This is a genomic window from Victivallis sp. Marseille-Q1083 (assembly GCF_903645315.1).
In the GTDB taxonomy this organism is placed as follows: Bacteria; Verrucomicrobiota; Lentisphaeria; order Victivallales; family Victivallaceae; genus UMGS1518.
Map to the genome: position 1 here is coordinate 2,088,106 of NZ_CAHJXL010000001.1, position 24,515 is coordinate 2,112,620.

15 protein-coding genes and 3 tRNA genes are annotated in these 24,515 nt (G+C 57.0%); 13 read left to right on the forward strand and 5 right to left on the reverse strand.

The annotated features are described in order from the left end of the window. Positions 1 to 193: 193 nt before the first annotated feature. Positions 194 to 4,717, forward strand: a complete 4,524-nt coding sequence (locus tag HWX74_RS08495) for a glycoside hydrolase family 2 TIM barrel-domain containing protein (RefSeq protein WP_176013133.1) — start codon at positions 194 to 196, stop codon at positions 4,715 to 4,717. 60 nt (positions 4,718 to 4,777) lie between these two features. Here HWX74_RS08495 and HWX74_RS08500 read toward each other — a convergent pair whose 3' ends face one another. Continuing rightward, positions 4,778 to 6,253, reverse strand: a complete 1,476-nt coding sequence (locus HWX74_RS08500) for a glycoside hydrolase family 5 protein (RefSeq protein WP_176013134.1) — start codon at positions 6,251 to 6,253, stop codon at positions 4,778 to 4,780. A 409-nt stretch (positions 6,254 to 6,662) separates the two neighbouring features. Between HWX74_RS08500 and HWX74_RS08505 the strand changes: the two genes are divergently transcribed. Together HWX74_RS08505 and HWX74_RS08510 are read left to right on the forward strand one after the other, a co-directional pair. Continuing rightward, entirely contained in the window at positions 6,663 to 7,826 is a 1,164-nt protein-coding gene (locus HWX74_RS08505; protein WP_176013135.1) for a LacI family DNA-binding transcriptional regulator, read from the forward strand. 37 nt (positions 7,827 to 7,863) lie between these two features. Then, entirely contained in the window at positions 7,864 to 8,091 is a 228-nt protein-coding gene (locus HWX74_RS08510; RefSeq protein ID WP_176013136.1) for a hypothetical protein, read from the forward strand. 45 nt (positions 8,092 to 8,136) lie between these two features. On the opposite strand, the gene HWX74_RS08515 is transcribed toward HWX74_RS08510, so the two are convergent. Further along, positions 8,137 to 10,140 carry a hypothetical protein gene (locus HWX74_RS08515; RefSeq protein ID WP_176013137.1) on the reverse strand — a complete coding sequence of 668 codons (2,004 nt, stop codon included), beginning with the start codon at positions 10,138 to 10,140 and terminating at the stop codon, positions 8,137 to 8,139. Between the two features lie 180 nt (positions 10,141 to 10,320). Between HWX74_RS08515 and HWX74_RS08520 the strand changes: the two genes are divergently transcribed. Both HWX74_RS08520 and HWX74_RS08525 read left to right on the forward strand, forming a co-directional pair. After that, positions 10,321 to 10,521 (forward strand): hypothetical protein, encoded by a 201-nt coding sequence (locus HWX74_RS08520; RefSeq protein WP_176013138.1) that lies wholly within the window; start codon positions 10,321 to 10,323, stop codon positions 10,519 to 10,521. A gap of 451 nt (positions 10,522 to 10,972) precedes the next feature. Further along, on the forward strand, positions 10,973 to 14,710 hold the full coding sequence (locus tag HWX74_RS08525) for a PAS domain-containing protein (RefSeq protein ID WP_176013139.1): 3,738 nt from the start codon (positions 10,973 to 10,975) through the stop codon (positions 14,708 to 14,710). A 114-nt stretch (positions 14,711 to 14,824) separates the two neighbouring features. Here HWX74_RS08525 and HWX74_RS08530 read toward each other — a convergent pair whose 3' ends face one another. Together HWX74_RS08530 and HWX74_RS08535 are read right to left on the reverse strand one after the other, a co-directional pair. Beyond that, positions 14,825 to 16,102, reverse strand: coding sequence for a sedoheptulokinase (locus HWX74_RS08530; protein ID WP_176013140.1), 1,278 nt, complete (start codon positions 16,100 to 16,102; stop codon positions 14,825 to 14,827). Between the two features lie 159 nt (positions 16,103 to 16,261). After that, positions 16,262 to 17,152: a D-hexose-6-phosphate mutarotase gene (locus HWX74_RS08535; RefSeq protein WP_176013141.1), complete on the reverse strand. Its 891-nt coding sequence runs from the start codon at positions 17,150 to 17,152 to the stop codon at positions 16,262 to 16,264. A 215-nt stretch (positions 17,153 to 17,367) separates the two neighbouring features. On the opposite strand from HWX74_RS08535, the gene HWX74_RS08540 reads away from it, so the two are divergent. From HWX74_RS08540 to HWX74_RS08570, 7 genes are all read left to right on the forward strand, one after another. Further along, positions 17,368 to 17,444: transfer RNA gene (locus HWX74_RS08540), tRNA-Asp, on the forward strand. A 36-nt stretch (positions 17,445 to 17,480) separates the two neighbouring features. Then, positions 17,481 to 17,557, forward strand: a tRNA-Asp gene (locus HWX74_RS08545). A gap of 32 nt (positions 17,558 to 17,589) precedes the next feature. After that, positions 17,590 to 17,666: transfer RNA gene (locus tag HWX74_RS08550), tRNA-Asp, on the forward strand. Between the two features lie 184 nt (positions 17,667 to 17,850). Continuing rightward, positions 17,851 to 18,915, forward strand: a complete 1,065-nt coding sequence (locus tag HWX74_RS08555; protein ID WP_217704896.1) for a LacI family DNA-binding transcriptional regulator — start codon at positions 17,851 to 17,853, stop codon at positions 18,913 to 18,915. Positions 18,916 to 19,037: 122 nt separating this feature from the next. After that, entirely contained in the window at positions 19,038 to 19,703 is a 666-nt protein-coding gene (locus tag HWX74_RS08560; protein WP_217704897.1) for a type II secretion system protein, read from the forward strand. Between the two features lie 79 nt (positions 19,704 to 19,782). Continuing rightward, positions 19,783 to 21,990, forward strand: coding sequence for a beta-N-acetylglucosaminidase domain-containing protein (locus tag HWX74_RS08565; protein WP_176013144.1), 2,208 nt, complete (start codon positions 19,783 to 19,785; stop codon positions 21,988 to 21,990). 82 nt (positions 21,991 to 22,072) lie between these two features. Continuing rightward, complete coding sequence (locus HWX74_RS08570; RefSeq protein WP_176013145.1) at positions 22,073 to 23,098, forward strand: CorA family divalent cation transporter; 1,026 nt, start codon at positions 22,073 to 22,075, stop codon at positions 23,096 to 23,098. A 211-nt stretch (positions 23,099 to 23,309) separates the two neighbouring features. Here the strand turns inward: HWX74_RS08570 and HWX74_RS08575 are convergent, their stop codons facing one another. After that, entirely contained in the window at positions 23,310 to 23,606 is a 297-nt protein-coding gene (locus HWX74_RS08575; RefSeq protein WP_176013146.1) for a hypothetical protein, read from the reverse strand. 214 nt (positions 23,607 to 23,820) lie between these two features. On the opposite strand from HWX74_RS08575, the gene HWX74_RS08580 reads away from it, so the two are divergent. Continuing rightward, the gene (locus tag HWX74_RS08580) at positions 23,821 to 24,483 is read left to right on the forward strand and encodes a hypothetical protein (RefSeq protein WP_176013147.1); all 663 of its coding nucleotides are present in this window, start codon (positions 23,821 to 23,823) and stop codon (positions 24,481 to 24,483) included. Positions 24,484 to 24,515: the final 32 nt, after the last annotated feature.

The following is a 24,515-nucleotide window of genomic DNA, read 5'->3' on the forward strand; positions in this document are numbered from 1 at the left end:
GGGTCGAATGACGGAGCCGGGGAGAGCATATTTTTTGTTGAAAAAATGAAATCGGAATGTTGACTTTTCACAGATTCCCAATTACTTTGTCATAAAGTTCTCGGCCGCCGGGGCGGCGGTGGAATCATTTTTTTTGAGAAGTTGCTAATTCGTATTAACTGGAACAATGCGGTTGCTCTGAAAAGGATACGCGATGAAAACAATCGGATTTCTGTCGTTGATGTTGCCGTTGGCGCTGGCTGCCGCGGTCGAGCCGGGTGAAGTGTTCGGCTTGAAGGATTATATCGTTCAGGCCCGGAGCGCCGCCGGAACAGCCGACCGGGGGTATCTGACTTTTGACTCGATTGCCTCGCCGTGGTCGAGTCAAGTCAGGCTGAATGATGCCTGGAGCACGTTGCGGGACAGTCATTTCGAAAACGGTTATCTCTATTTGTATGTCGACGGCAACTGGTGGTATCCCGGCGTTGCCTTTTATGCCGAACCGGAAACGGATAAAGTGCTGTTCTACCTGGAGCCGCTCAAGGATGCCGGGCATGACCAGATTGCGGCGTTGGCGTTTACGGTGCCGGCTTCGGGGTATTATGAATTCGGTCCGACTCCGGATGCCCAGTCGCAATGGCCGGAAGAGACCCGGAATTTCAAATTGATTGCCGATGACGCCGCCAAAGGCAACGAGGCGCAGCAGACCGGGGTCAGAATTACGGTCGACGACGTGAAAATCTGGCCGGCCGACCAGGAATATGCGGTGGTGAAAACCGGTTCGAATGTCGCCGTCCCGGAACTTGAAAACCTCGCGTTGACTGCCGGCCAGGTGCTGCGGGTGGAAGCGCGCGGCCTGACGGTCACCCGGCCGGAATTTCCGTGGGCGCAGAAAATTTCCGCTTCCGGGCAGATGACTTTCCGGCGGCCGCTGGAGCCGGAACGCCTGGCCGCCGGATTTGACGGCCGGGAGTGGAAGACGCTGTCGAAATTCGAAGTCAACCGCGAACCGGTGCATACTACCTACATGCCGTACGATACGCTGGAGCAGGCGAAAAAAGCCGACCGGTACAACCCGGCCAACCGCCGATATCTGAATCTCAACGGCACCTGGAAATTCCAACTGGCCGGCAAGCCGTCCGAGCGGCCGGACGGCGGCAAAATCGTCGACGCCGCTGCCTGGGATACCATCGAAGTGCCGGGCAATTGGCAGGTCGGCGAAAACCGGAAATTCGGGGACAAGCCGATTTTCACCAATTGGGATTACGCCTGGAGCGGAGTGGAAAAAAACAACTTTCCGGAGCCGCCGGAAAATTTCAATCCGGTCGGCACTTACTTCCGGACTTTCGAATTGCCGGCCGGCTGGACGGATCAGGAGGTTTTCCTGTCGTTTCAGGGCGTGGAAGCGGCGTTTTACGTCTGGCTGAACGGACAGCCGGTCGGCTACAGCGAAAACAGTTTCGGCGTTGCCGAATTCAACGTCGGAAAATACCTGCGGCCCGGCCGCAATACTTTGACGGTCCAGGTGTTCCGTTTTGCCGACGGCAGCTATTTCGAGGATTACGATTTCGTCCGGGTCAGCGGCATCTACCGGGATGTTTTTCTGTATGCCGTTCCGAAAGTGCATATGCGCGACTTCAAGGTTGCGACGAAATTCGACGCCGATTTCATCGACGCGACTCTGCGGCTTCGGGTCGATGTCGCAAACAATGCCGACGCGCCGGCGGCCCGGACCGTGGAAGCGCTGCTGTTCGATGCCGGCGGCGAGCTGGCGGTTGCCGGAAGCTCGTCCGTGTCGCCGGCGCCCGGCGATGAAGCGGCGGCGGAATTCGCCGTGCCGGTGAAGGCGCCGCGCCAATGGTCGGCCGAAGACCCTTATCTGTATACGCTGGTGTTGAACTTGAAGGACGGGGATGAGGTCACCGAAATCCTGAGCAAAAAAATCGGTTTCCGCGAAGTTTACCTCGATCCGGCCGACCGCATCGTCAAAATCAACGGCAGACGCCTCTATCTCAAAGGGGTCAACCGCCATGAATTCGGACTCGACGGCCGGGTGATGAGCGAGGAATTGATGCGTCACGATCTTGAAATCATGAAAACCCACAACATCAATGCGGTCCGCACTTCGCATTACACCAACAATCCGCGCTGGTATGAACTCTGCAGTGAATACGGCATTTACGTTATGGACGAAAATCCGTTGGAAACGCACGCCTATGCCGGGCTGGTGCCGGGCGGCCGCAGCGATTGCCTGCCGGTGATTCTCGACCGGATGAATACGACCATCGAACGGGATAAAAATGAGACCAGCGTGGTCTTCTGGTCGATGGGCAACGAAACCGGGCCGGGCAGCGTTTTCCGCGATTTGTTCGATTTCTGCAAGTCGAAGGACGACCGGATCGTTCATTTCGAAGCCGATATGAGGTACAGTGAACTTTTTGCGTCGATGTATTCATCGCCGGAATGGGTTGAAAACCGGGCGAACAATCAGGAAAAACCGGTCATTATCTGCGAATATGCCCATGCGATGGGCAACAGCGAAGGCGGCCTGGGCAATTGGACCGATGTTTTCGAACGGAATGTCCATGCCCAGGGCGGTTTCATCTGGGATTTCAACAATCAGGGCCTGGTGGAAAAAGTGCCGCGCGACACCTGTCGCGCCGTATTCGACCGCAAGCATCCGGAGCTCAAAGGTAAATTGTCGCCGGACGCCGTCGTCACCGCCGGCCCGGAGCCCGGCCGCCAGGCGGTTTCCGGCCCGGTCATATTTGCACAGAATTACCAGCTGGACATCACCGGCAGGCAATTGACCCTCGAAGTGGAGGCGCTGCCGCAGCAGGGTGACAACGATCAGGTGCTGGTCGGCAAAGGCGATTCCCAGTATGCCTTGAAATATTACAACAACGGCCAGATCGAATTTTATATCTACGGCGACGACCATACCTGGCATCCGTTGCGTTATACGATGCCGGAGCCGGAGCGGAATTTCTTCGGCCGGTGGCATCAGTTTGTCGCCTCTTATGACGGCCAGTGGCTGAAACTGTATCTCGACGGCCAGTTGGTCGCTTCGCAGGAGGAGACGCATGCGATTGGGTCCAACAATTTCCCGGTTGGCGTGAACGTCAATACGCAGTACCCGGATCGGACCGGCAGCGCCGCAGTCGGCAAGGTCGGAATTTACAAGCGGGCGTTTACCCCGGAAGAGTTGAAAAAGATCGGGATCGAAGACGACGCGGTGGCATTGTGGCTGGAGATGAACGATGTCCGGGAAGTGTGCGATGCGAAGAGCGAGTCCGAAACCTTCATCGCCTACGGCGGCGATTGGGGCGAAAAGTTGCACAACGAAAACGGCTGCGACGATGGTCTGCTGGCGGCCGACCATTCATTGCAGCCGGAAATGACGGAAGTCAGAAAACAGTATCAGGATATCAAATTCAAAAACTTCGATCCGGTCAAACGGACGGTGGAACTGCATAACAATTTCCTGTTCACCAATGTCGACGCTTATGATTGCGGCTGGCTGTTGAAGGAGGACGATCGGGTGATTCAAAGCGGTTCGATAGCCGCCGCCGACCTGGATCTGCCGCCGACCGGCACGATCGGCAACTCGAAAACCATCGTCGTTCCGTTTGCCGTGCCGGAGACGCCGGCGCCGGGAGCGGAATATTGGCTGGAACTCCGTTGTAGGCTGAAGGAAGACACCCTCTGGGCGAAAACCGGCCATGTCGTCGCTTCCGAGCAGTTCAAAGTCGAGCTGCCCGGCGCCGATTTCCCGGCGATTGCGCTGGAGTCGCTGCCGGAGTTCACGGCGGTAGAGGAGGAGGGCGGCATCATTACCGTTACGGCGCCGGATGTCGTCGTCGAGTTCGACCGGAACCGGGGAACCTTGAGCCGTTACGCGTATCGTGGCACCGAATTGCTCCATGCCGGCCCGCGGCCGAATTTCTGGCGGGCGCCGATCGACAACGAAACCTACCTCAATTCCGGCCTGATGCCATTGATTACGCCGTGGTACGATGCGGCGGAGCGGTTCCGGGTCGATGACGTTCGGCTGACGAAAGCGCCGAAGCAGGTGACCATCACGGTTGACGGAACAATCCCGGAACCGGCGGCGGCGAAGATAGCCATCGAATATGTCATATCTTCCAACGGCGACGTCAGGGTTGCCCAGACATTTGAGCCGCAGCCCGGTGAAACCCGTATTCCCGAGGTGGGGATGCTGCTGCAGTTGCCGGCCGGATTCGAAACGGTGGAGTGGTATGGACGCGGGCCGGAGGAGAATTACAGCGACCGCCATGCCGGTTGCGATGTCGGCGTTTACCGCAGCACGGTCGCCGAGCAGTATTTCAATTATTCCAGGCCGCAGGAGACCGGCAACAAAACCGATGTGCGCTATATGGCGGTGGCGAATCAGGCCGGCGTCGGCCTGATGGCGATCGCCGAAGGTGCTCCGCTGGAAGCGGGCGTCCTGCATTATACGCCGAAGGATTTGACCAATGTCCGTCATCTTTACGAAGTGGCGCAGCGGCCGGAAACGGTGTGGCGCTTGAACCGGAAGCAGACCGGTCTCGGTACCGGTTTGGGCGATTCCATTTTTCAGGAGAAGCACCGCGCCCATACGATTCTGCCCGGGGCGACATACCGGTATGCCTATTTACTCCGGCCTTTCGACCGCGATATAGACAAGATGGCGTTGAGCAAGAAACGTCTGGCGAACGATTTTCCGGCAGATCGATGAATATTCCTCCGGCTTCCGTATGGTACCAAATCATACGGAAGTCTGGAAGATGAGCGCCGGCTATCTATTTTTTTGAAAACCGCGCAACAGGGCTTGTTTGCGCGGGTTATCCGAGGAAGGGACCAGACTGCCGGGGGCTTCTCCGGCATGTTCCACACTCCAGCCTTCCCATTCCCGGAAGGCGTGGTAACTCCAGTCCCATCGATATTCCTCGAAAATGTCGATACAGTCGGCGAGATACTGTTCCGCACCGGGCGCCCAGACCGCCGCGGAAAATTCTCCGACATAAATTTGGGCGCCATGCCGCAACTGGAAATCCCGTACCGGCTGGAGAATTTTTCGCAACGCCTCCCGGTCATAATGCCGTCCGCCGATTTCGCCCGGATAGGTTTGTGCTTCTCCCGGTCCGAAAACGCCCTGATGGGTGAATTCCAGCGGAACGTACATATGCACCTGATAAATGATATCGGTCAGTTCGCTGGCCGGAAGATAGTGGAACGCTTCCGGACTGTCCCATTGATTGGCGGCGAAGATGATCGGCGTATCGGGATCGATTTGGCGGATCGCCCGGGCGGCGCGCTCCTGTAGCTGCCAGTAGTTTTCTGCGCTCCGGGCGCTTTGCATCGGTTCGTTGATGAGATCGTAGCCGTAAATCTGAGCGTTGCCGTTGAAACGGCGGGCGATTCTTTCCCAGCATTGGACGTAGAAATCGGCGTAGTCCGGTTCGTAAAACATCGCCATATCGCCATTTTTCCGCCGTCCGCCCGGCGGTGAATGCAGATCCACGGCGACGGCAATGTGATACTTTTTCGCCCATTGCAGCACCTGGGCCAAATGGTCGAGCCGACCGTCGAGCCAGCGGCTGTACTCTTCGAGATCACGGTCGGTATTGGTTTCTCCCCAGTTGCGGACGATTTGAAAACGCAGCAAATTCCCGCCCCAGCCGGCCAGGTCGGCGACCGTCGTCTCGGTAAAATCGCCCGACGGCGACATCACGCCCCGTCGCGCCGGCCGGGCGGCGACCGCCGGACGGTATTGCGCGGCAATATCGCTGCCGCGCGAAAACAGCGGGGCGATTTTCAGCGAGTCGATGGCAAATTCCGCCGTGCCGGCACAATCCTGCAGTCCGATCCACAGTTCGCCGGATTCGGCTTCTTCCGGCACCAGCACCATGAAAGACAGCTCCCGCCAGTCGAAAGACCCGTAAAGATTGCCGGGATTGTACCAGAAATCCCGGCCGTTGGAATCACGGAAATGCAGCATGAACTTGACGCCATTCCACGCCTCCGCGGGCCGGGAAACATTTTCCGCCCGCGCCCGGATGGAAAACGTGACGGGCATTTGCCGCCAGGGCCGCAGATCGACGGTTTGTCTGGCGCCGACGCAGCCGCGTTCGCCGGATTCGGCCGGAACGGTTACCCGGACGATTTTTTCGGGCAGCAGCCGGGAACAATCATCCAGCTTCCACTCTTCCGCTCCGGCGGCAAACGTCAGAAGCAGCCAGCCAATCAGAAAAAGATATTTCATGATCATCATTTTCCATTGCTCCGGATCCGGAGCGATAATTCCTTGGGGCCCTGATTGCTCTCTGAATGAAAAATAACTGTATTATTTTAATATTCAATGCCGTGTGCAAAGATTTTTTTATAAAGAATCGCTACCGCCCCGGGGGCGTAGCCGGATGCGGCTCGGCGGACGGATTCCGCTGGTTGCGCATGTCCAATGAGCGAAGCTGACGATAAGAAACGCCGGTACTTCCGGCGCTTTCCAACAGGCCATCGGCCGGTCAGCGGCTGTTCCAGCGGTTCGACCGGATTTCAGCCGTCCGGGCCGGGAATGACAGCGGTGAATTTTTTGCGGTGATTTCCGGTCGGAAATTTGAAAAAGGCGGCATCTTATTGTATGATTTTACCGTTGTTGAAAACAGTGTAAGGAAAATACGACGATGGCCAAAAGATGGGGTAAACAGGCTCTGACCATTCGCCAGCTTGCGAAATTGTGCGGCTGCTCCCCGGCGACGGTTTCCCGGGTGCTCAACCATTCGCTGGCGGATTCGCACGCCACACCGGAAATGTATGAAAAAATACATGACGCCGCCCGGCAGAACGGTTACCGGCCGAATTATCAGTTCCTGGCGCTTCGTTCCGGGCGTTCCCGCTGCATCGGGCTGCTGATCGGCAGCGATATGGCGATGCACGGCTCCCATATTCTGGAGGGCGTTCTCGAGGTGCTGAATCCGGTGGACAAACATGTCGACATCCAGACTGGCCTCAATGACCGGCAACGCGAGGCGCGGGCCTTCGACAGTTTGCTTTACCGCGGCTGCGACGGGATTATTCATTGGCCGGCCGGCCAGGCTGCCGCCCCGGATTTCGGGCATTTGAAGGAAATTCTCAGCCATCACCAGCGCATTCCGCCGCTGTTGTCGATCGGCGGGGACAATGGTGTCGCCGACTATCGCTTGCTGTTGCCGGCCGCGCGACTGGGGACGGCTGCCGCCGAGCGCCAGCTGGAAAAAGGCTGCCGGAAATTCGGCATCCTGGAACCGCTGCTGATGAGTTCGTTCCATTACGATGCCTCCGAGGCCTACCGGAATTGCCTGGCCGATCACGGCATTCCGGCCGGTGACATCGTCGATATCAGGATTGCCCATCAGAATCAACCGGAGCAATTGGAAGCGTTTCGCCACATTGAGGGGCTTTGGAGTTCTTATTTTATGCTGATCCATTCGTATCTGCAACTGCTCGGCCAGATTGTGCCGCTCCGGCGGCTCCACGTCGACGGGACGATGTCGCTGGAATCATTTTCCCTGTATCGCTGGCTGAACCATACGTCCCAAACCTGTACGGAGGTGAAACGGGAATTGTGCGCGCCGTTTGCCAGTGCGCAACTGGATTTTTTCAGCTTTTTCGAATTCGGTCAATTGGCTGCACAGCGCATGATTTCTTTGATTTTCGCTCCCGCCGCATTGCCGGCCGCCGGCGTGGAGTGGCTGCCGCTGCATGCGGAATTTGCCGCCGAGGATGAAATCAATCGCCTCGGTCCGCTTCTTTCGGCGGAAACTGGAATGAATTCCGGCCGGCCGAAGGAGCGGACTGATACCGATTAAGGGGAGCGCCGCCTATGGATATGGTGTCGCCAAAGCGATGTTTTATTGCGGCTTGAAAGGCTACCTGCTGATAGACCAACCTGGAATCATCCTGGGTTGCAAAGTAGCTCCGGCAAATATTGATGAACGTGAAATGTTCCTCCAACAACAAAGATCTGCGGCACCGCATGTGCTTGGAGACAAAGGGTATCTTTGTAATGATGCAATGCGCGGGGAGTTCAGGTTAGCCGGTATGGCACTTCCTATTGCACAGATCTTCTCATGAAAAAAATTTGCACACGGCGTCACATTCAATTTTTTCTTCAATATATCAAACTTGGCTTTCACAGTAAAGAGCGGTCCATGGTGCCATTGCCGGTAATGTAAAAATATGATAGCCATGATCAGTGCCTGTCGCTTTTAATGTCCATTCTTGCCCCTCCTGATTGCCGGCAATCAGGACACTGGATTCACTCTTCAGCAGGAGACGGCCATCTTGCAGCGGGTCCTGCGACATATTCCAGACCAGAACATTGCCGGGTCGTATCCAGAGGGCCGCTCTGTGGTAACTGGCTAAATATCCGGGTAACTCCTCTTGGGAAAGCCAACGGAAAAGCTGCTTGACCCGGTCTGACTGGCTGCGGTAGAACAGCGTCCTCCAGGGATAATAGCCTTCGACCGCAATCCTGCCGCCGAGGGAGTTGAGGTATACTCCAGACAGGCACTTGCCGAGTTCCAGCCCGCAATAATCGACGCAACGGCTCAATATCTGAGCATCACTGCAGGGTTCCAGTGAAAATGCCGGCTGATACCAAAAAGATTGTCTGGCATTACGTCGTTTGCCGATTGCCTCCCCGTTCAACGGGTGACTTGAAAACTCTTCAATAGCATCTTCCTCAATAATTTCCCGGACAGTAAAACCTGTGAAACTGCCATAGCCGCGCAAATTCAGCGCCTGCAGCGCAAAACCGTCAAGGTAAGCTCCTTTTCTTAACATGGAAAGGATTTCTTCATCACTCATTGATTCCACTGTTTGCCCGGTAACGGCATAGAGGCAAGCCTCCTCTGCTGTATATGCAGCGGGCAAACCGATTTTCTGCAGTTCACTGTTCAGAAAACTTGGCTCATCATTCCCCTGAAGTGTCAGCCACTTGCCGTCATGTCCACGATGACTGAGATGAATCATTCTGCCGACACCATCAAATATTCCCTGCGGAGAAATACGTTGATTGCCGTGTACAATGCGATTTAAAAAGTTGCGATTGCCGTTCAACGCCCGAATCAAAGACCGGTTGACATCAAAATCGTCCCATTCAAGCTCTCCGAAGACATTATAAGCTACACCGGTGGCGCCGGCGGCACAATAAATCTGTGGTTCAAGTGCGGTCATGAAATTGCTTTTATTGAGCCGTTGATAGTTGAAACTCTCCACTTCCGCCTGAATGACTTCAACAGACTTTGGGAGCATGGCGGCTTCCCGTCCAATGCTGTTGGCTTTATCCAGCATCTCATCTGGACAGCAATCAAAGTAAAAGCCTCCTCCGGGGCGCCACCAGACCGGGCAATGCCCCGAGCCGGCCAAAGCGGCTGCATGGCCGGCAAAATCAAGGCCGCAAATCGGCTGATAGCCGTCCATTTGCCCCAGAATGATTGACGGATCGACTGCATGGACAACACGTTCGATATATCCTGCAATGTCCGCTATGACATGCGCATTCCACTCCAGCAGTGCGGCGCGGCGTTTACGTTTTTCTGCAACATCATGGCATTCAAAGAAGTCAGGCAGGTTTGCCAGTTCTCCATGGTATCCGATGAATGCGCTTAACCTGGAAAAACAGGAAGGGCAGAAACATCCGAAGTCATAAACCTTTCCATGGTTGGACAGGCGCAGATCATCATCAATCCATATGAAATCCGGATGGCATTCCGCTGCAAGCGTATAGCACTCCTTGATATAATTTTCCCGCCAGACGGGATCAGCGGGGCAAAAATTACCGGGACAGGGTACACCGGAACTGTATGTCATCAGTTGGCCGCCGGAAGCCGCATGGCGGACGTTTTCATAAGTATGCCCCAGAGTGCATAAGTGATTAATTCCCGCTTTCCAGCCACGTTCATGCATAGCGGCAATCCGTCGTTTCAAAATCGCAAAGCGTGAACGCATGATGTCCATAGGGGGAGGCGTATGATTGTTATTGGAAAAAAATGCAAATTCATCGGCCATACGAGTCGCGTCCATTCTCTGAAGCAACTCATTGAAATCCTCGTCTTTTTCCCAAAGTTGAACCGTCAACCGATAGGATACGTGTGCGCAAACCATGATGTTTTTCCTCATTGTTTTTCCTTGCAGACGATTACAATTACGATTTTACGCCGTGTGCAAGTTTTTTTTTGAATGAGAATTGAGCATAAGCAGGTTTGGGTTTAAATTTGAATAACAACAAACAAATTTAAACGAATCCCAAACACGTTCACAGGAGACTATATCACAGAAGTATGCTGTTTGGTAGACGACATGTTGAAAAAAAGCGAAAAAATCTTGAGAAGCCGTAGCCCGCATCCGAAATTATCGGATGCGGAAGTAATCGCCATGGAGATCGTCGGCGAATCGATAGGCATAGACGAAGACAACGCGATTCGCCGTTATTTTCGAGATCATTGGCATCCTCTTGAAAGGCTGCCTGCTGATAGATCAACCTGGAATCATCCTGAATAGCAAAGTAGCTCCGGCAGATATTGATGAACCTGAAATGTTCCTCTGCTTTCTCAACCATGTCAAGGGAAATCCAATCCTACAGTTCGGGCAGATTTTCTCATGAAAAAATTTGCACACGGCGTGAATAAACAAATATCGACATTATTTTGATTGTATTTGCCGCCGGAATAGATTATATTATTTCATGTTCGGCGGGACCGGCGTGACCTGGAGAGGGAACCGGTCCGGTTGGTGAATTGGTTTGCAGGAGGAAGGGTGCGAACGTATTACATCGGTAATACTCGAAAAGCAACTTTTCCGGCCGACGACAATTTCGTGGAACTAGTTTCATCACTCCTGCCGACTTGCTGTTTCCGGTTTGAATTTTCCCGTTGCATTGGCCGCCGGAGAGCGGTCGCTCCCATCTGGTCCGCCGTCATTTTTGCCGTCGATAGCTTTGAGGGGTGACCGCATGGTCGGACGAATCCTTCGAATTATCTTCATCTATCTGGGGTTGCTGTTCGGCGAGGCGTTGACGGCCGGGGTCGAATCGGACCGGACTGCCGTCCGCCGCCTTCTGACGATCGATTGTTTTTCCTGGCGCGACGACTGGAATGTTTCGCTCCGACAGGGGTTCCAACAGGCGATGGCGGATGCGGAATTTCCGGTTGATTGCGACCATTTCCAATTGCTGTTCCGGGACGACCGCCAGCCGGTCAACCTGACGGAATTGCAAAAGCGGCTGCGGAGTGTTCAATATGATTTGATTCTGATCGAGGACAAGCCGGTTGCCGACCTTTTTCTGAACGGCTTGCTGCCGGTGGCCGGGGACGTGCCGGTACTGGTGTTGGAATACGACGGAACAATGGTTGGCGCCGGCCGGCCGAACCCGGTCCAATTGGCCGGCATCGAAAACCCCTGTCTGCTGTACAGCAATATCGAGTTGGCGTTGCGGCTGTTGCCGGGCAACCGCAGAATCACGGTGATTGCGGATACGCCGCCCTCCGATTGGGAGAAGCTGCGCCGGGAATTCAACGCGGTGGAGTTGACCATCATTTCCGGAACCGCCTGCAACACGGAGGAAATGCTCGCCGCCGTCCGGACCCTGCCGGCGGATTCGGTGGTGATATTCCTGTCATGGGACCGGCACTGGAACCGGGACCCGGAACACGACGATGTAGCCTTCTGCCGGATCCGCAAGAGTTTTCCCGGCCTGATCCTGTGCCAGCGTGAAGTGTATTTGCCGCTCGGAGCCGCCGGAGGCTACCTTTATTCCGGTTTCCGGCAGGGGGAACAGGGCGGGATGCTCGGGCTGCGCCTGTTGCAGGGGGTGCCGCCGGCGGAACTGCCGGTGCGCCGGGCCGCCCCCTTCCTCGAACTGGATTATACCGCTTTGAAGCGCGCCGGAGTTGCCGGGACCCGGATCCCGGGATGCGCCGTGTTGCACAACGTTTCCCGTTTCGGTTGGAACTTTTACTGGAAATGGGCGGTTTTCGGCCTGTTGGCGGCGCTGGTTGGTCTGGGAGGATATGCCGTATGGCAGCGACGGCAGACCTGGCGGCAGATCGATATGATCTGCGCCCGTCTGCCGCAGCGGATTATGGTGATTGCCGAGGACGGCCGTATCCTTTTCCTGCATATTCTGGATTCTCCCGACTGGCTGTCGCGCCGGAAACTCGGACATCTCCGGCAACTGGAATCCGTGGTCGGCCAGGATATCCGTCTGATGGTGGAGCGTGTCTTTCAATCCGGAAAGCGGGAAGAGCGGCTGCTCCGGAGCGAGGAACAATGGCGGAACGTCGAATGTATTCGTTTGCCCGACCGCAACCCGTTCCGGTGCCGGGCGGTGTTGTGGATTTCCACGGATATCACCGAATTATACCGGACGCAGCAGGAATATGCGCAGTTGGCGGAGCGATCGAAAATGACGCTGCAGGCCATCGGCGATGGCGTCATCGTCACCGATCCGGAACGGCGGATCACGCTGATCAATCCGGTTGCCGCCCGGTTGACCGGCTACCCGGCGGCAGAGGCCCTGGGCAGAAAAATCGAGGAAGTATTCCATACCGTCGAGGTCGGCGGGCGGGAAACGGGTTCGCTGCTGGCCAGGGCTTTGGAAACCCGGGAGACGGCCCAAACGGCCGATTCTGTCGTCCTGGTGGACCGCAACGGCCTCTGCCGCCATATTGTCGACAATGCCGCGCCGATTTCAGCTGACGGCGGAACGCTGTCCGGCGGCGTGTTGGTTTTTCGCGATGTGACCGGTGAATATGAAAAACGCGAGAAACTCAAACAGAATGATCTTCTGCTGAAGAATGCCGGCAAAATTGCCCAGTTCTGCCATTTTTCCTGCAGTCTGGACGGAAAGCTGACCTCTTCCCCGATCGACGAAGAGTTCTGGCCGAGGGAAAATGGCCGGCCACTGGCGGCGGCGCGCTGGATTTGCCCGGCCGACCTGGCACGCCTGAAACAGAGTTGGCATGACCTCATTGAAGGGAAAGTGACGGAATTCGAGCTACTTTATTCGGCCGGCCGGGAGCTGCCGACGCGCCATTTCGAGATCTGGATGAAAAAAATTCGCAGTGAAATCAGCGGGCAAACGGAAATTTTCGGCGTTATTCAGGATATTACCCGCAGCCGCGAAAGCGAATTGGCCAGCCGGAACAGCCTGCAGCTGCTGGAAGCGATCATGGACAACCTGCCCGGTTATATTTTCGTCAAGCAGGTCGATGATGATTTCCGCTACCGGATGGCCAACCGCAAGTTCTGCGAAATCGTCGGCCGGCCGGCGGCGGAGATCATCGGGCGGACAGATGCGGAAATTTTCACCGCCGACCCGGAGGCCGCGGCGAAAATGAGAGAAGATGATTGGACGGCGGCAACCTCGGGGCATCCTTTGGAAATCCAGGAGAAAGTAACCAATCTCCACCGGGAATCCATCACGGTGCGGACCACCAAAAGCCTGTTGGTCCGTTTGGATGGCACCAGGCTGCTGGTCGGCATGGGAATCGACATCTCCGAACTGATCCGGCAGCAGGAGGCGTTGCGCCGGGCAATGGAACTTGCGCAGGTGGCCGAGCGTGCCAAAGGGCTTTTCATCGCCTCGGTCACGCACGAGCTGCGGACTCCATTGAATGCGATCATCGGTTTCAGCGAGCTGCTCAGGAAGGAGGCGTCAGCCGGGATGCCGGCGGAACAGAAGGAGTATCTGGAGGCTATCGCCTTCGCCGGAAATACGCTGTTGCGCCTGATCAACGATGTCCTGATGCTTTCCAGGCTCGAAACCGGACAGTTCGAGTTGAAGCCGGAAGCGGTCGATGTGGAAGCGCTGCTGCGCGAGGTTCATGCCGCGTTCCGGTTGCAGGCCGGGGAAAAAGGCCTGACGCTGGAATTGAATTGCACCGGCCTGCCGGGGCCGCTCTGCCTGGACTTGCAGCGCTTTCGGCAGATCATGTTGAATCTGGTTGGCAATGCGGTCAAATTCACTGTTGCCGGCGGGGTTCGGATTCGGGCCGGGTATACGGCGGAGGCCGGAGCCGGAGGCGGTACGCTGGCGGTCGAAGTTGCCGACACCGGGATTGGGATTCCGCCGGAGGAGGCCCAGACGATTTTCGAACCTTTCAGCCAGGCGGAAGGAACGCGCGGCCACCGGGTATACGAAGGTTCCGGCCTGGGGCTGGCCATCGCCAAGCGTCTGCTTGAGGCGATGAACGGCACGATCCGGATGGACAGCGTTCCCGGCCGGGGCAGTGTGTTCACGGTCATCCTCCGGAAAGTTCAATGCTGGAAGGAGCCGGTTCAACCCTCCGCCGTATCCGACAACCGCTGCCGGCTGGAGACGCTGCGTCTGCTGCTGGTTGACGATGTGCCGATGAACCTCAAAGTTCTGCAGGCTCTCTTGAAGAAATGGAATGTCCCGTGTCTTGTGGCGGATTCCGGCCGGCAGGCGCTGCGGTTGCTGGATCGGCATCCGGACATCAATCTGGTGCTTACCGATCTCTGGATGCCGGAGATGGATGGCAGGACCTTGGCGGAGCAACTTGCCGCCAATCCGCGAACCGCCCGGATTCCGGTGGTCGCCGTCACCGCGGATTCCCGGGCGGCGAACATTCCGGAACACATTTTTCAGGGCGTAATTTTAAAACCCGTCACGCCGGCGGCACTGGAGGCGCTTCTGAAGCGTTTCGTGCCGGCTTCTCCGGCCGGCTGATATTTTCCGTTGTTTTCGGAAAAATAGAAAACAGGCTTCGGATTCCGGACGGACCGGCTGCCCCCGGTGCCGGGCGGTTCGTTGATGATTTCCGGCATGGCGGATTCCCGAAGTTCATGAGATGGCGGCGCCGCAGGCGGCCTCCTCACTGGTGTCGGGCAGGATTATTTCCAGGTAGTGCAGGCGCTCCCGGATCAGTTCCTGCAGCAGAGGCGACCGCCTGACGGCATTGCCGTTGACCAGAAGCCGGCGGCGGCGCCGCAGCAAGAGTTCCGGGATGTTTTCGAGCAGTGAATCCAGCAGTCCGTTTCCCCAGGCGCGGCAGAGCGTTCGGAAATGAAAATTGTCCGGTCCGAGATTGGAGATGGAGCCGCGCCGTTCCGGCTGCCGGCGCTCGCCCAGCAAACTGGTGCAAACCTGCAACGGCGGTTCGGGTCCGGCCGGAACGCGGGCCGATATGGTTTCATAAATTACCCCGTCCGGCACGGTGACGGCAAAAGCGGCCAGAATTTCCCGGACGAACGCGGCCAGGACTTCGATCGCCTTGCCGCCGCAAAGCGGCGCGGCGACCGCCAGAAGCCGCTCATGCGGAAAGGGCCGCAGTTCCAGGGTGCTGCATTGTTCGAGTTCTTCGGGCTGCGGGATCAGCGCCAGTTGCGCGCCGGTGCCGATCGTCAGGTAGACGTCGGTTTGCCAGTTGCCGCCGGAACCGAGTAGCGCGGCGGGATTGTCGCCGATCGGCACTTTGACCGGAATGCCGGCCGGCAGGCCGAGCCGGACCGCCCAGGTCCGGCACAGATTGCCGGGTCTGAAACCGGACGGTACGATAACGGGCAGCAATTCCGGCCGGATGCCCAGCCGGGAGAGGGCGGCCCGGTCCCAGTCGCGGCGGTCCAGTTGCCACAGCCCCCAGGAAGCGGCATTGGTCGCTTCCGTCACCGGAACGGCGGCATCGGCCAGGAGAGCGGCGAAATAATCCGGCAGCGTGGCGGCATGCCGGTAACCGTCGCTCCAGCCGGGCACCGCCAGGGTGGCGAAGCCGTAACCGGCGGCGAGATCCCGGCAGCCGGGCAGTTGCCGGATGTGGTCAAGGGTGCCGGCAGAGGCCGCCAGCGTGCTCTGCCAGTTTTCAAATTTCGGCGGAAGCTGGCCGCCCCAGCAGAGGACGCCGTGCATCTGGCCGGTCAAGCCGATGATTTCCGCCCGCCGCCGTTCCGGTTCCGGGAGGCGGCGGATGGCGGCGATGGCGGCTTCCAGAATGGCCGCGATGGACTGGTTGCCGCTGCCGGCATGATGGGCCTGCGATTGGCTGGCGAGGCAAAGCCGCCGGTCGGTGTCGAACAAGACGGCCGCGCATTTGGTGGTGCCGAGGTCGATTCCCAGTGCGATCATGATGGTATCGTTCTCCGGTTTGTTGTGCGGATTTCCAAATTCTCCTGCTGAGCCGTGGGATTCCGGCGGCGGGGCGGCCGGAAGCGGCCCGGTTCGAAGGCATGAAAAAAGCTTTGATTTTCGGACATTTCAGCCGGCGGTCCTGTCGAATGGCCGGCTTCAGCGTTCTTCGCTGATGTCGAGCCCGAAGGTATGGGCGGCATACGGTTCCAGAATCCGGGCGTCGCTTTTGGCGTTGGCGGTCTCGACGCAGAGCATATTCAAATATTCCCGGTCGCCGAAATCGGCCATTTGAGCGGCTTTGGCCTGCCACGGGTTCCAGACGACGGTCGACATGCTGCCGTGCTTGGCCACGACGATGCGGCGGCGCCACAGTGCATCGACAATTTCGCAGTCTGCCGCGGTATTCAGGTAAACCCGGTCCACTTCCCGGTCGAACCGGATGCCGTCGGACTGCCGTTCCATCGTTCCGTTGACGCTGTCGAAATATTCCGCCCGGTTCAAGCCTTCCACCGTCACCAGGCTGATGTCGCCGACTGCGAAATAGCTGTGCAGCGCCGCGCTGAACGGCTGGGCGGCGGCCGTACGGTTGACCGTCCGCAATTCCAGCTTCAAGTGGCTGCCCACTTCCACGTTCAGCTCGAAATCGAAGATCCCCGGATAATTGCCGCAACAGCTGTCGGAGGCTGCCAGCGAAAGCGTCAGATAGTTGTCGCCATTTTCCCGCAAACCGGCCGCTTTGACCTGCCAGTGGCGAATGCGCGCCACGCCGTGGGACGGCAGCGTCCGGTCGGACGGATGAGCTCCGAACCACGGCGCGCAGACTGGAATGCCGCCGCGAATCGCTTTGCCTTCCTCGAAACGGCTGTAATCGCTGACCCACAGCACCGGTTTGCCGCCGGTCGGCTGGAATTGCAGCACCTGGGCGCCGTACAGGGAAATAGTCGCCGCCGCCTGCGGGTTTTCGATATGGGCGTTGATGAAATTGCCGTTGCCGGCGACAAACGTAAGACCATGTCCGCCGAAGCGGTTGTTCAGTTCCTGCAGCATGAATCAATCTCCTTGCTCAAAAGTGATGAATTTTCGTCGAGCGCTCTCCGTATCAATTTACATTGCTTTGGCCGGTTTGCCAAGAACCGCGGCGGCGTTTTTCATATGGGCGGGGCGAAATCACCCTCGAAACAGAGGGCGTTTTTCACGAATTTTTCGCTTTGCGATTTGCAAAAAGATAATTCCGTATTAATATATGCAAGGCTTGAAAATATGGGGGAGTAGCTCAATTGGTTAGAGTACCACCCTGTCACGGTGGATGTTGCGGGTTCGAGTCCCGTCTCTCTCGCCATCATTTTCAACGCCAGTCAAGATCGTGCAAAGAAGTGGGGGAGTAGCTCAATTGGTTAGAGTACCACCCTGTCACGGTGGATGTTGCGGGTTCGAGTCCCGTCTCTCTCGCCATTTTCTTTGTCGGATCGACCGCTTCAATTAGCGGGGGAGTAGCTCAATTGGTTAGAGTACCACCCTGTCACGGTGGATGTTGCGGGTTCGAGTCCCGTCTCTCTCGCCATCATCCGAATTGCCTGCCAAAGACTGACGGCGCTTGCCGCTGGGCCGGTAAAGAAACGCCGCAATTCTGGGGACCTTGCCGTTTGGGAATAAAAAAATCGGAAAAAAATCGGCCGGGGGATTGACTTTTCCACAGGAATTTTGTAAATATATATTATGAACTTCTAAAACGCTTAAGTAAAGACATGGAAAAGATGCCGATTGCTCTGAAAAAGAATAAAGTGACTCAGATTACCGATGTAGCCCGGCTGGCCGGAGTTTCCGCTTCCGCCGTTTCCGCCGCCTTGAATAACCGGCCGCAAATCAGCGCCGCGACCCGTGAACGAATCCTGAAAGTGGTCGAGAAATGTAATTACGTTCCACAGCGTTCGGCCCGGACTTTGTCGAGCCGGCGTTCTTTCCAGCTCGGCTTTTTGCTTTCCAGCAAGGTGACGCTCGGGCTGGCCAACAGCTATTACAGCCTGATGCTGGCCGGTGTCAGCGAAGTTTGCAAGCAGCATGATTATCATATGGTGGTGACGACGTATGATCTCAGTTCTCTAAACCGTTTTATTCGACCGGTTGGCGCCTGGCAGCGCAATGTCGACGGCATCATTCTGGCCGGGGATACCGACCTGGCGGTCATCCGGGAGCTGCAGGCGGCCGAAACGCCGTTTATCGTCATCGGCGGCGATTATCCGGCGGATGTGCTCTGCCTGCGGCTGGATGTCGCCGGTACGATTGAAGAAATCCTCCGCTATTTCTATTGCCTGAATCATCGCCGCATCCTGGTGCCTTATCATTACCGGGATACCCGGCGCATCTATGAACAGGTTCTGGCGATGCTGGCGGAAACCGGCCAATGTCCGGATTTGCAGGTGGAGCTGGAATTTTATGCGGGCGAGGACGAGTTCCGGGTCGGTGATGCTTTGGCGCTGCACTGGCTGCAGGAACCGGAGCGGTTTACCGCGCTGATTGCCAGCGATCAATTGGGCATCGGTTTTTTGCGGACGCTGCTGCGGCACGGCAAGTCGTGTCCGCAGGATATTTCGCTGGTCACGGCCGAGAGTTCGTTGAGCAGCAACAGTGTCGTGCCGATGACTGCGACCGATGACCGCTCCTATGAACTCGGGAAAATTGCGGCGGAAAATATCCTGGCGCTGCTGGAGAAACGCCGCACGCTGGCGGAAGTCCAGCAGGTCCTGGCCGACAATTTCCGGCCGGCGAAATTGATCCGGCGCGAGTCCTGCGGTCCGGCGCCGAATTACTAGACCGGAGCGAAGCGGCGGATAAGTTTCTTTGAACTAATAAAATTATTAAAAGTAATTGCATTTATTATAGTATTTTATTTCCCGATCGCACCGAAACAATGAAACGAAAGGAACGCAAGAAAATGAGAAAGAAGAAATTTACTTTGATTGAATTGCTGGTAGTGATTGCGATCATCGCCATTCTCGCCAGTATGCTGCTGCCGGCACTCGGCAAAGCCAAAGCCAGAGCGCAGAGCGTCAAATGCATCAGCAACCTGAAACAGCTCGGCGTCCTGTATGCGATGTACGCCGGAGACCACAACGATTCCACCTGCGCCTGGAACGGCCAGTCGGCTTCGGGACCCTTCGGTTGCAGCGCTTATCTGTGGTGGCTGGATATGGGGTGGTGGGACACCGGCAAATACGGCACCTGGGATGGCACTGTACTGAGCGGTATCTGGCAGTGTCCGGCCAACAGCCGCCAGTGGTGGAACGACAATTCCACAATGGAGAATCCCTACGGGATCAACTATGTGCACAATTATTTCCGCCTGAACCTGAAGATGTCCGCCATTCCCGAGCCGAGCGGCCGCGGTTTGCTGGCGGACTGTTCGCCGGAGGGCGCCGGTTGGATCGACTATTTTCCGAGCTGGTCGGACAGCGCCTGGTGTGTGGACGGCCAGATCACCTTTCAGGGCGCCGGGCTGGTCCATGAGAAAAAGACCAATATGCTGTTCGTCGACCTGCATGTCGACCCGATGTCGGCGATGCAGTTGCGGGACAGCGATTATAACAAGGAAGACAAATAAGGCCGGCCGGTCTTCGGGCGGTTGAGTGTGGGAGTTGGAAGTGAACAATATTTTCTTCGGGATTTTCAAGCGGAAGCGAATGATGACGATTCTGGCCGCCGGGCTGCTGGCCGGCTTATCGCTGCCGGCGGCCGATTTCAGCGGCCGGTTGACGCCGCTGCCGCAACGGATCGGGACGGCGTGGCGCTGTTATCCGGTGATTGCCGGTCAATATCGGATCGCGGTTCGGGACGGGGCGCCGGCCAATGTGCAAATCGGCGCCGAATTGCTTCGCGGGGCGCTGGAGCGGGTGGAACGCCCCGGCTCCGGCAAACCGTGGACGGTCGAAGCCGGCACCCTGGCGGAGCCGGCCATCCGGCGGTTGCTGCCCGATGCGGCGGACTGGAATGTCCGGCTGCCGAAGCACGGTTATCTGATCCGGCCGTTGGATGATTCGCGGCTGGTGGTGGCCGGCAAAGATGCGCGCGGCGCGTTTTACGGCTTGATGACATTGCGGCAGCTGGTGGGGCCGGAAGGATTGGCGGCGGCCGACATCATCGATTATCCGGTCTGGGCCGATCGTTACGTTGCCGATTACGGTCCGGCCCGTTATCGCGATTACCTGGAGTTGGCCGGCCGGAAAGTTTCCGGCTTCGCTTTTCAATGGCGGCTCGGGGAGTGGTGTGAATTTTCGCCCGACGCCGATAGCGGTCCGGAACCGCTGCGGAATGCTTTCGCCGACATTAGGCGCTGCGTCGATGAAGATTTGCTGGACTTCATGTTCCTGATCAATATTTATGCGGCGGAAGGCGGCGGTTCCCGGAAATATCCGTGGTTCAATTGCGCCAGCGAGGAGGATGTCACCGGATTGATTGACCGGCTCCGGTTTGTCGCCGCTTCCGGCGTCAGACACATCATGATTTGCACGGATGACTGGACGCCGTTGATCGATGGGCGTTATGTCTGTCCGAATGAAGATGAGCGTTCGGTGTTCGGCGATTCCGTCGGCAAAGCGCACGCCTGCCTGATGAATCGATTGGCCGAGGCGCTGCTGCCGGAATTTCCGGCGCTGGAATTGTCGCTGGTACCGCCGCCGTATTCGGTTCGCAACCATCGTATCGGCGATCCGAAAATCTCCCGGTATCTGAAGGATTTCCACGCCGTCGCCCGCCCGGAAATCATCGTCGTCTGGACCGGCGGGGAGGTCTGTTCCCGCCGGATTTCCAAAGCGGACTTCGACGAATATCAACAGTATATTCCGGGTCGGCGGCTGATTTTGTGGGACAACAGCGACTGTTTCGAGGATTTCATGCCGGGTTTCGCTTCGACGTTTTATCCCGGTTTCGATACCGACAGCCATGGGACATTGTACGTCAATGCGTTCACTTTCGGCGCTCCCTGGCATATGCCGTTTGTCTGCACGGTTAACGACTATGCCTGGAACCCGGTTCAATATGATTTGAAACGCTCCTACCGGGCGGCGACTCTGCAGCTTTATGGCGAAGAACGCAGCCGGATTATCTGGGATTTCCGCTCGAAAGTGTTGGAACTGCTGGAGGCGCAGGCTGCCGATGACGAAGCGGCGCAGCGGAGGCTGCTGCCGGAGGCTGAAGCGTTGCTGGCGGAATTTCCCCGGTATGATTTGAGTACGCACCGCCTGCCGGAGACGCTGGAACGGGTGAAGGAGTTGCTGGATGCCGAAGTTCCGCAAATACCGGTGCCGATCATCGAAACCGAAATCGGCGAATTGGCGGATATCCCGCCGGAATTCTGGCAGCGGTGCGCCGTCTTTGCTTTGCAGGACAACCGGGGCGGCGATGGGGACGCAATGCTGGGCAGTACGGTCAGAATGGGTTTTGCCGGCCGGAGTTTGCTGATTCAACTGGATTTGGCGCAGCCGGCCATGGCGGACCTTGCCGAGCCGCGAAACCTGCGACGGCATGACGACGGCATTTATTCCAACCCGGAATTGATTGAACTGTTCGTTCAGCCGGGCGCCGGCGGCTACGGACATCTGGCGTTCGACTGTTTCGGCTATTCCGCCGAAGAGAAGAATATGGAAGGCAACGACGGTTGGAATCCCGACTGGCGGCTGATGGTCGAACGTCGGGAAAATTCCTGGACGGCGGTGATCCGGATTCCGCTGGCGGAGCTGGAAAAGCTGGCGCCGGTCCGGCCGCAGCCCGGCGTCGTCTGGCGTTTCAATATCCTGCGTCAGCCTTACCGGGGTGCAACTCAGGGGTTTTCGCCGACCCGCAGCCACTCCTTCCACACGCCGGCATTGTTCGGCATCGCCAGGTTCCAATAGGGTCCTATTCCTTCGCCGGCATTGCATTTTTGCTTTTTGACGGTATACTATCTTCAAGATGGAAGAAAATAGCGGTGCTGCGATGGAAAAACAAGCGGCGATCGGCCGTCGGCCTTCACGGGCGCAAGTCGATGAAATTATAGAATTTTCCGGTGAGGATGTCCTTTCCCGGGAATGGCAGGGGGCGGAAACGCTGGCTGAGCCGGTCGCGGAAGGGGTCATTCAGTTGGTCCGGATCGGCTTTCGCACGTTTTACAGCCAGCAGAATCAATTCCTGCAGGGGTTGAAAATGCGGGAATCGACGATCATGCACCTGGCGGTGGCCAACCGGCGGTCGCTGTTCAAGGACAGCGACGATTATTTGGTTTTCACGCTGCGTTACCCGTTGTTCGATCGCAGCCGGAACTCCTTTATCATCAATTCCGCCTCGTTGTTGATTTTTCCCCGACGGATTGTGCTGATTGAGCCGAATACGCCGAGCAGCATTTTCGAGACGGTCATCGGCGAGCTGACCGAACCGGCCGGGGTGCCGGTGCGCCGGCGGAGCCTGGCCGGCATCGCGCTGCATTTGATCAACGCGGTCGTCGGCGTATATTCCTCTTCGCTGGAGGAGTTCGGCAATGTGCTGAATCACTTCGAAGAAGAGGTCATCGGCAGCAACGGCAGAAAAGTGCTGGCGATGATGGCGCTGGTGCGCCGCCAGAATATCTTCCTGCAGCAGACAATCCTGCCGTTGAAGGAGATGACCTTCGAACTGCAGCATGCCGATTCGACGCTGATTGATCCGGAACTGTACAGCTGCCTGCACAGCGTCAGCGAGCATATCCTCCAGATCATCGACAGCGCCGGGATGCTCAGTCAGATCAATGCCGGATTGATCGATATCTACTCCAGCGCTCAGGCCAACCGGATGAACGACATCATGCGGTTGTTGACGATTTTTTCGGTGCTGGCGATTCCGCTGACGGTAGTCTCCGGTTTTTATGGGATGAATTTTGTCCATATTCCGGGATTGCACCGGCAGTATGGCGTACTGTGGGCGCTGGGGGCGATGGTGGTCTGGATCATCGGATTGATCTGGTATTTCCGGCGAAAGAAACTGTTTTGATAAAGAGCAATGCTCCGGGGCAGCGATTTTCATTTTGCGGGATAAGGTCGATCGAAACTTGGAACAATGGCATTCACGACAGCAAGTTTTCGCAATTTCAACTTATCGCCGAAATTTTGTCGTATCCCGGCAACGGTCGTTGACCATCCGGTAGGCGTGCAAAAAAAAATGGAACCGTTGTTGAGGCGGTTCCATTTTTTTGCGGATTGCTCTACTCGCTCAACACCGGGCCGTCTTTGTAATCCGGCGCCGTCGCATCGGCCGGCGACAACTGCTGGACGTTCTGCAGGTCGGTCGGCTGGGTGATATTGACGTCGCCGGCTGGCGAAAACTGTTCGAAATCTTTTTTGAATTCGGCGTCGTCTTCATTTTTCGGCGCATCGGTGCGGATGACGGCCGGGGCCGGCTCATTGGGATCGTGCCAGTCGTCCGGGTTGCTATGGAGACAGCCGCTCACTCCGAACAGGAGCGTTCCGGCCGTCAGGAAACTGTAAAATATCGTTTTCATCGCATTCTCCTCCTTGCTGAAAAACAGATAATCTTCATTTCTGTGACTACTGAAAATAGAATGCGAAAAGTAAAAAATGCAAGCTGTCAAGCAGGAAAATTGACGGAAGAACCGAATTTTTTATAAAAAATATGCGTTGGTGCCGGAAAACCGTTTGCCAAATGCCGGATGAAATGTTATAGTGATCAATCGTGTTATAACCCGGAGTGGATTCATGGGCGGATACAACCGGTGGTCCGGTATTTTGCTGCTGGCTGGAGTGGCAATGTTGAGCGGCTGCGTCAGCCAACCGGCACCGGAGCTGGTTGAACCGGTACGGTTCCGGGCAGTTCCGGCCGAAGCGTCGTCGGGACGTTTCCTGTCCGAGTCGAATTTCATCGGGAAGTGGCAGGTGATGCTGCCGGTGACGGTTGCGGCGGCTTCGGATTTGACGGTGACCGGGACGAAAAATGCGGTTCATCGTTTCGAGTTGCCGGCCGATGGCGCTCCGGTGATCGCAAGTGCCGGCAAAGACGGCGGTGTCGACCTGGCGGATCGGCTGGCGGCGGCTGATGCGGCGTTGACCGCGTTGACGGGGGAATTGGTGGTGCCGGGGGCCAGGCCGATGGATGCGCTGCTCTATGTCGGCAGTTCCGGTGCGTTGAAGATTTATCTGAATGGCCGGTTGGTTTACGTCTATGACCAGTTGCCGAGGCGGGCGGTTCGGGACCAGGAACGCGTTGAAGTGCGGCTGCAGCCCGGCGTCAACGTTTTGAAGCTGATCAGCATGAGCGGCCGGGGCGAATGGAAGGTGTATTGCCGGCCGGCCGGCGCGGATGAAATGCCCTGGAAGTTTGCCGAAGAGAACACGAGAGCGGGCGAAATCAGTAAAAAATGACGCGGAATGCGGAATTTTTTTGAAAAGAGCGT

Excerpts from the sequence above, each read along its gene's own strand:
- HWX74_RS08575 (WP_176013146.1), bottom strand. The coding sequence starts at position 23,606 with ATGAAAACGATATTTTACAGTTTCCTGACGGCCGGAACGCTCCTGTTC.
- HWX74_RS08580 (WP_176013147.1), top strand. The coding sequence starts at position 23,821 with ATGGGCGGATACAACCGGTGGTCCGGTATTTTGCTGCTGGCTGGAGTG.
- HWX74_RS08570 (WP_176013145.1), top strand. The coding sequence starts at position 22,073 with ATGGAAAAACAAGCGGCGATCGGCCGTCGGCCTTCACGGGCGCAAGTC.
- HWX74_RS08510 (WP_176013136.1), top strand. The coding sequence starts at position 7,864 with ATGTTTTATTGCGGCTTGAAAGGCTACCTGCTGATAGACCAACCTGGA.
- HWX74_RS08555 (WP_217704896.1), top strand. The coding sequence starts at position 17,851 with ATGGAAAAGATGCCGATTGCTCTGAAAAAGAATAAAGTGACTCAGATT.
- HWX74_RS08560 (WP_217704897.1), top strand. The coding sequence starts at position 19,038 with ATGAGAAAGAAGAAATTTACTTTGATTGAATTGCTGGTAGTGATTGCG.
- HWX74_RS08520 (WP_176013138.1), top strand. The coding sequence starts at position 10,321 with ATGTTGAAAAAAAGCGAAAAAATCTTGAGAAGCCGTAGCCCGCATCCG.
- HWX74_RS08525 (WP_176013139.1), top strand. The coding sequence starts at position 10,973 with ATGGTCGGACGAATCCTTCGAATTATCTTCATCTATCTGGGGTTGCTG.
- HWX74_RS08505 (WP_176013135.1), top strand. The coding sequence starts at position 6,663 with ATGGCCAAAAGATGGGGTAAACAGGCTCTGACCATTCGCCAGCTTGCG.
- HWX74_RS08495 (WP_176013133.1), top strand. The coding sequence starts at position 194 with ATGAAAACAATCGGATTTCTGTCGTTGATGTTGCCGTTGGCGCTGGCT.
- HWX74_RS08565 (WP_176013144.1), top strand. The coding sequence starts at position 19,783 with ATGATGACGATTCTGGCCGCCGGGCTGCTGGCCGGCTTATCGCTGCCG.
- HWX74_RS08530 (WP_176013140.1), bottom strand. The coding sequence starts at position 16,102 with ATGATCGCACTGGGAATCGACCTCGGCACCACCAAATGCGCGGCCGTC.
- HWX74_RS08500 (WP_176013134.1), bottom strand. The coding sequence starts at position 6,253 with ATGATGATCATGAAATATCTTTTTCTGATTGGCTGGCTGCTTCTGACG.
- HWX74_RS08535 (WP_176013141.1), bottom strand. The coding sequence starts at position 17,152 with ATGCTGCAGGAACTGAACAACCGCTTCGGCGGACATGGTCTTACGTTT.
- HWX74_RS08515 (WP_176013137.1), bottom strand. The coding sequence starts at position 10,140 with ATGAGGAAAAACATCATGGTTTGCGCACACGTATCCTATCGGTTGACG.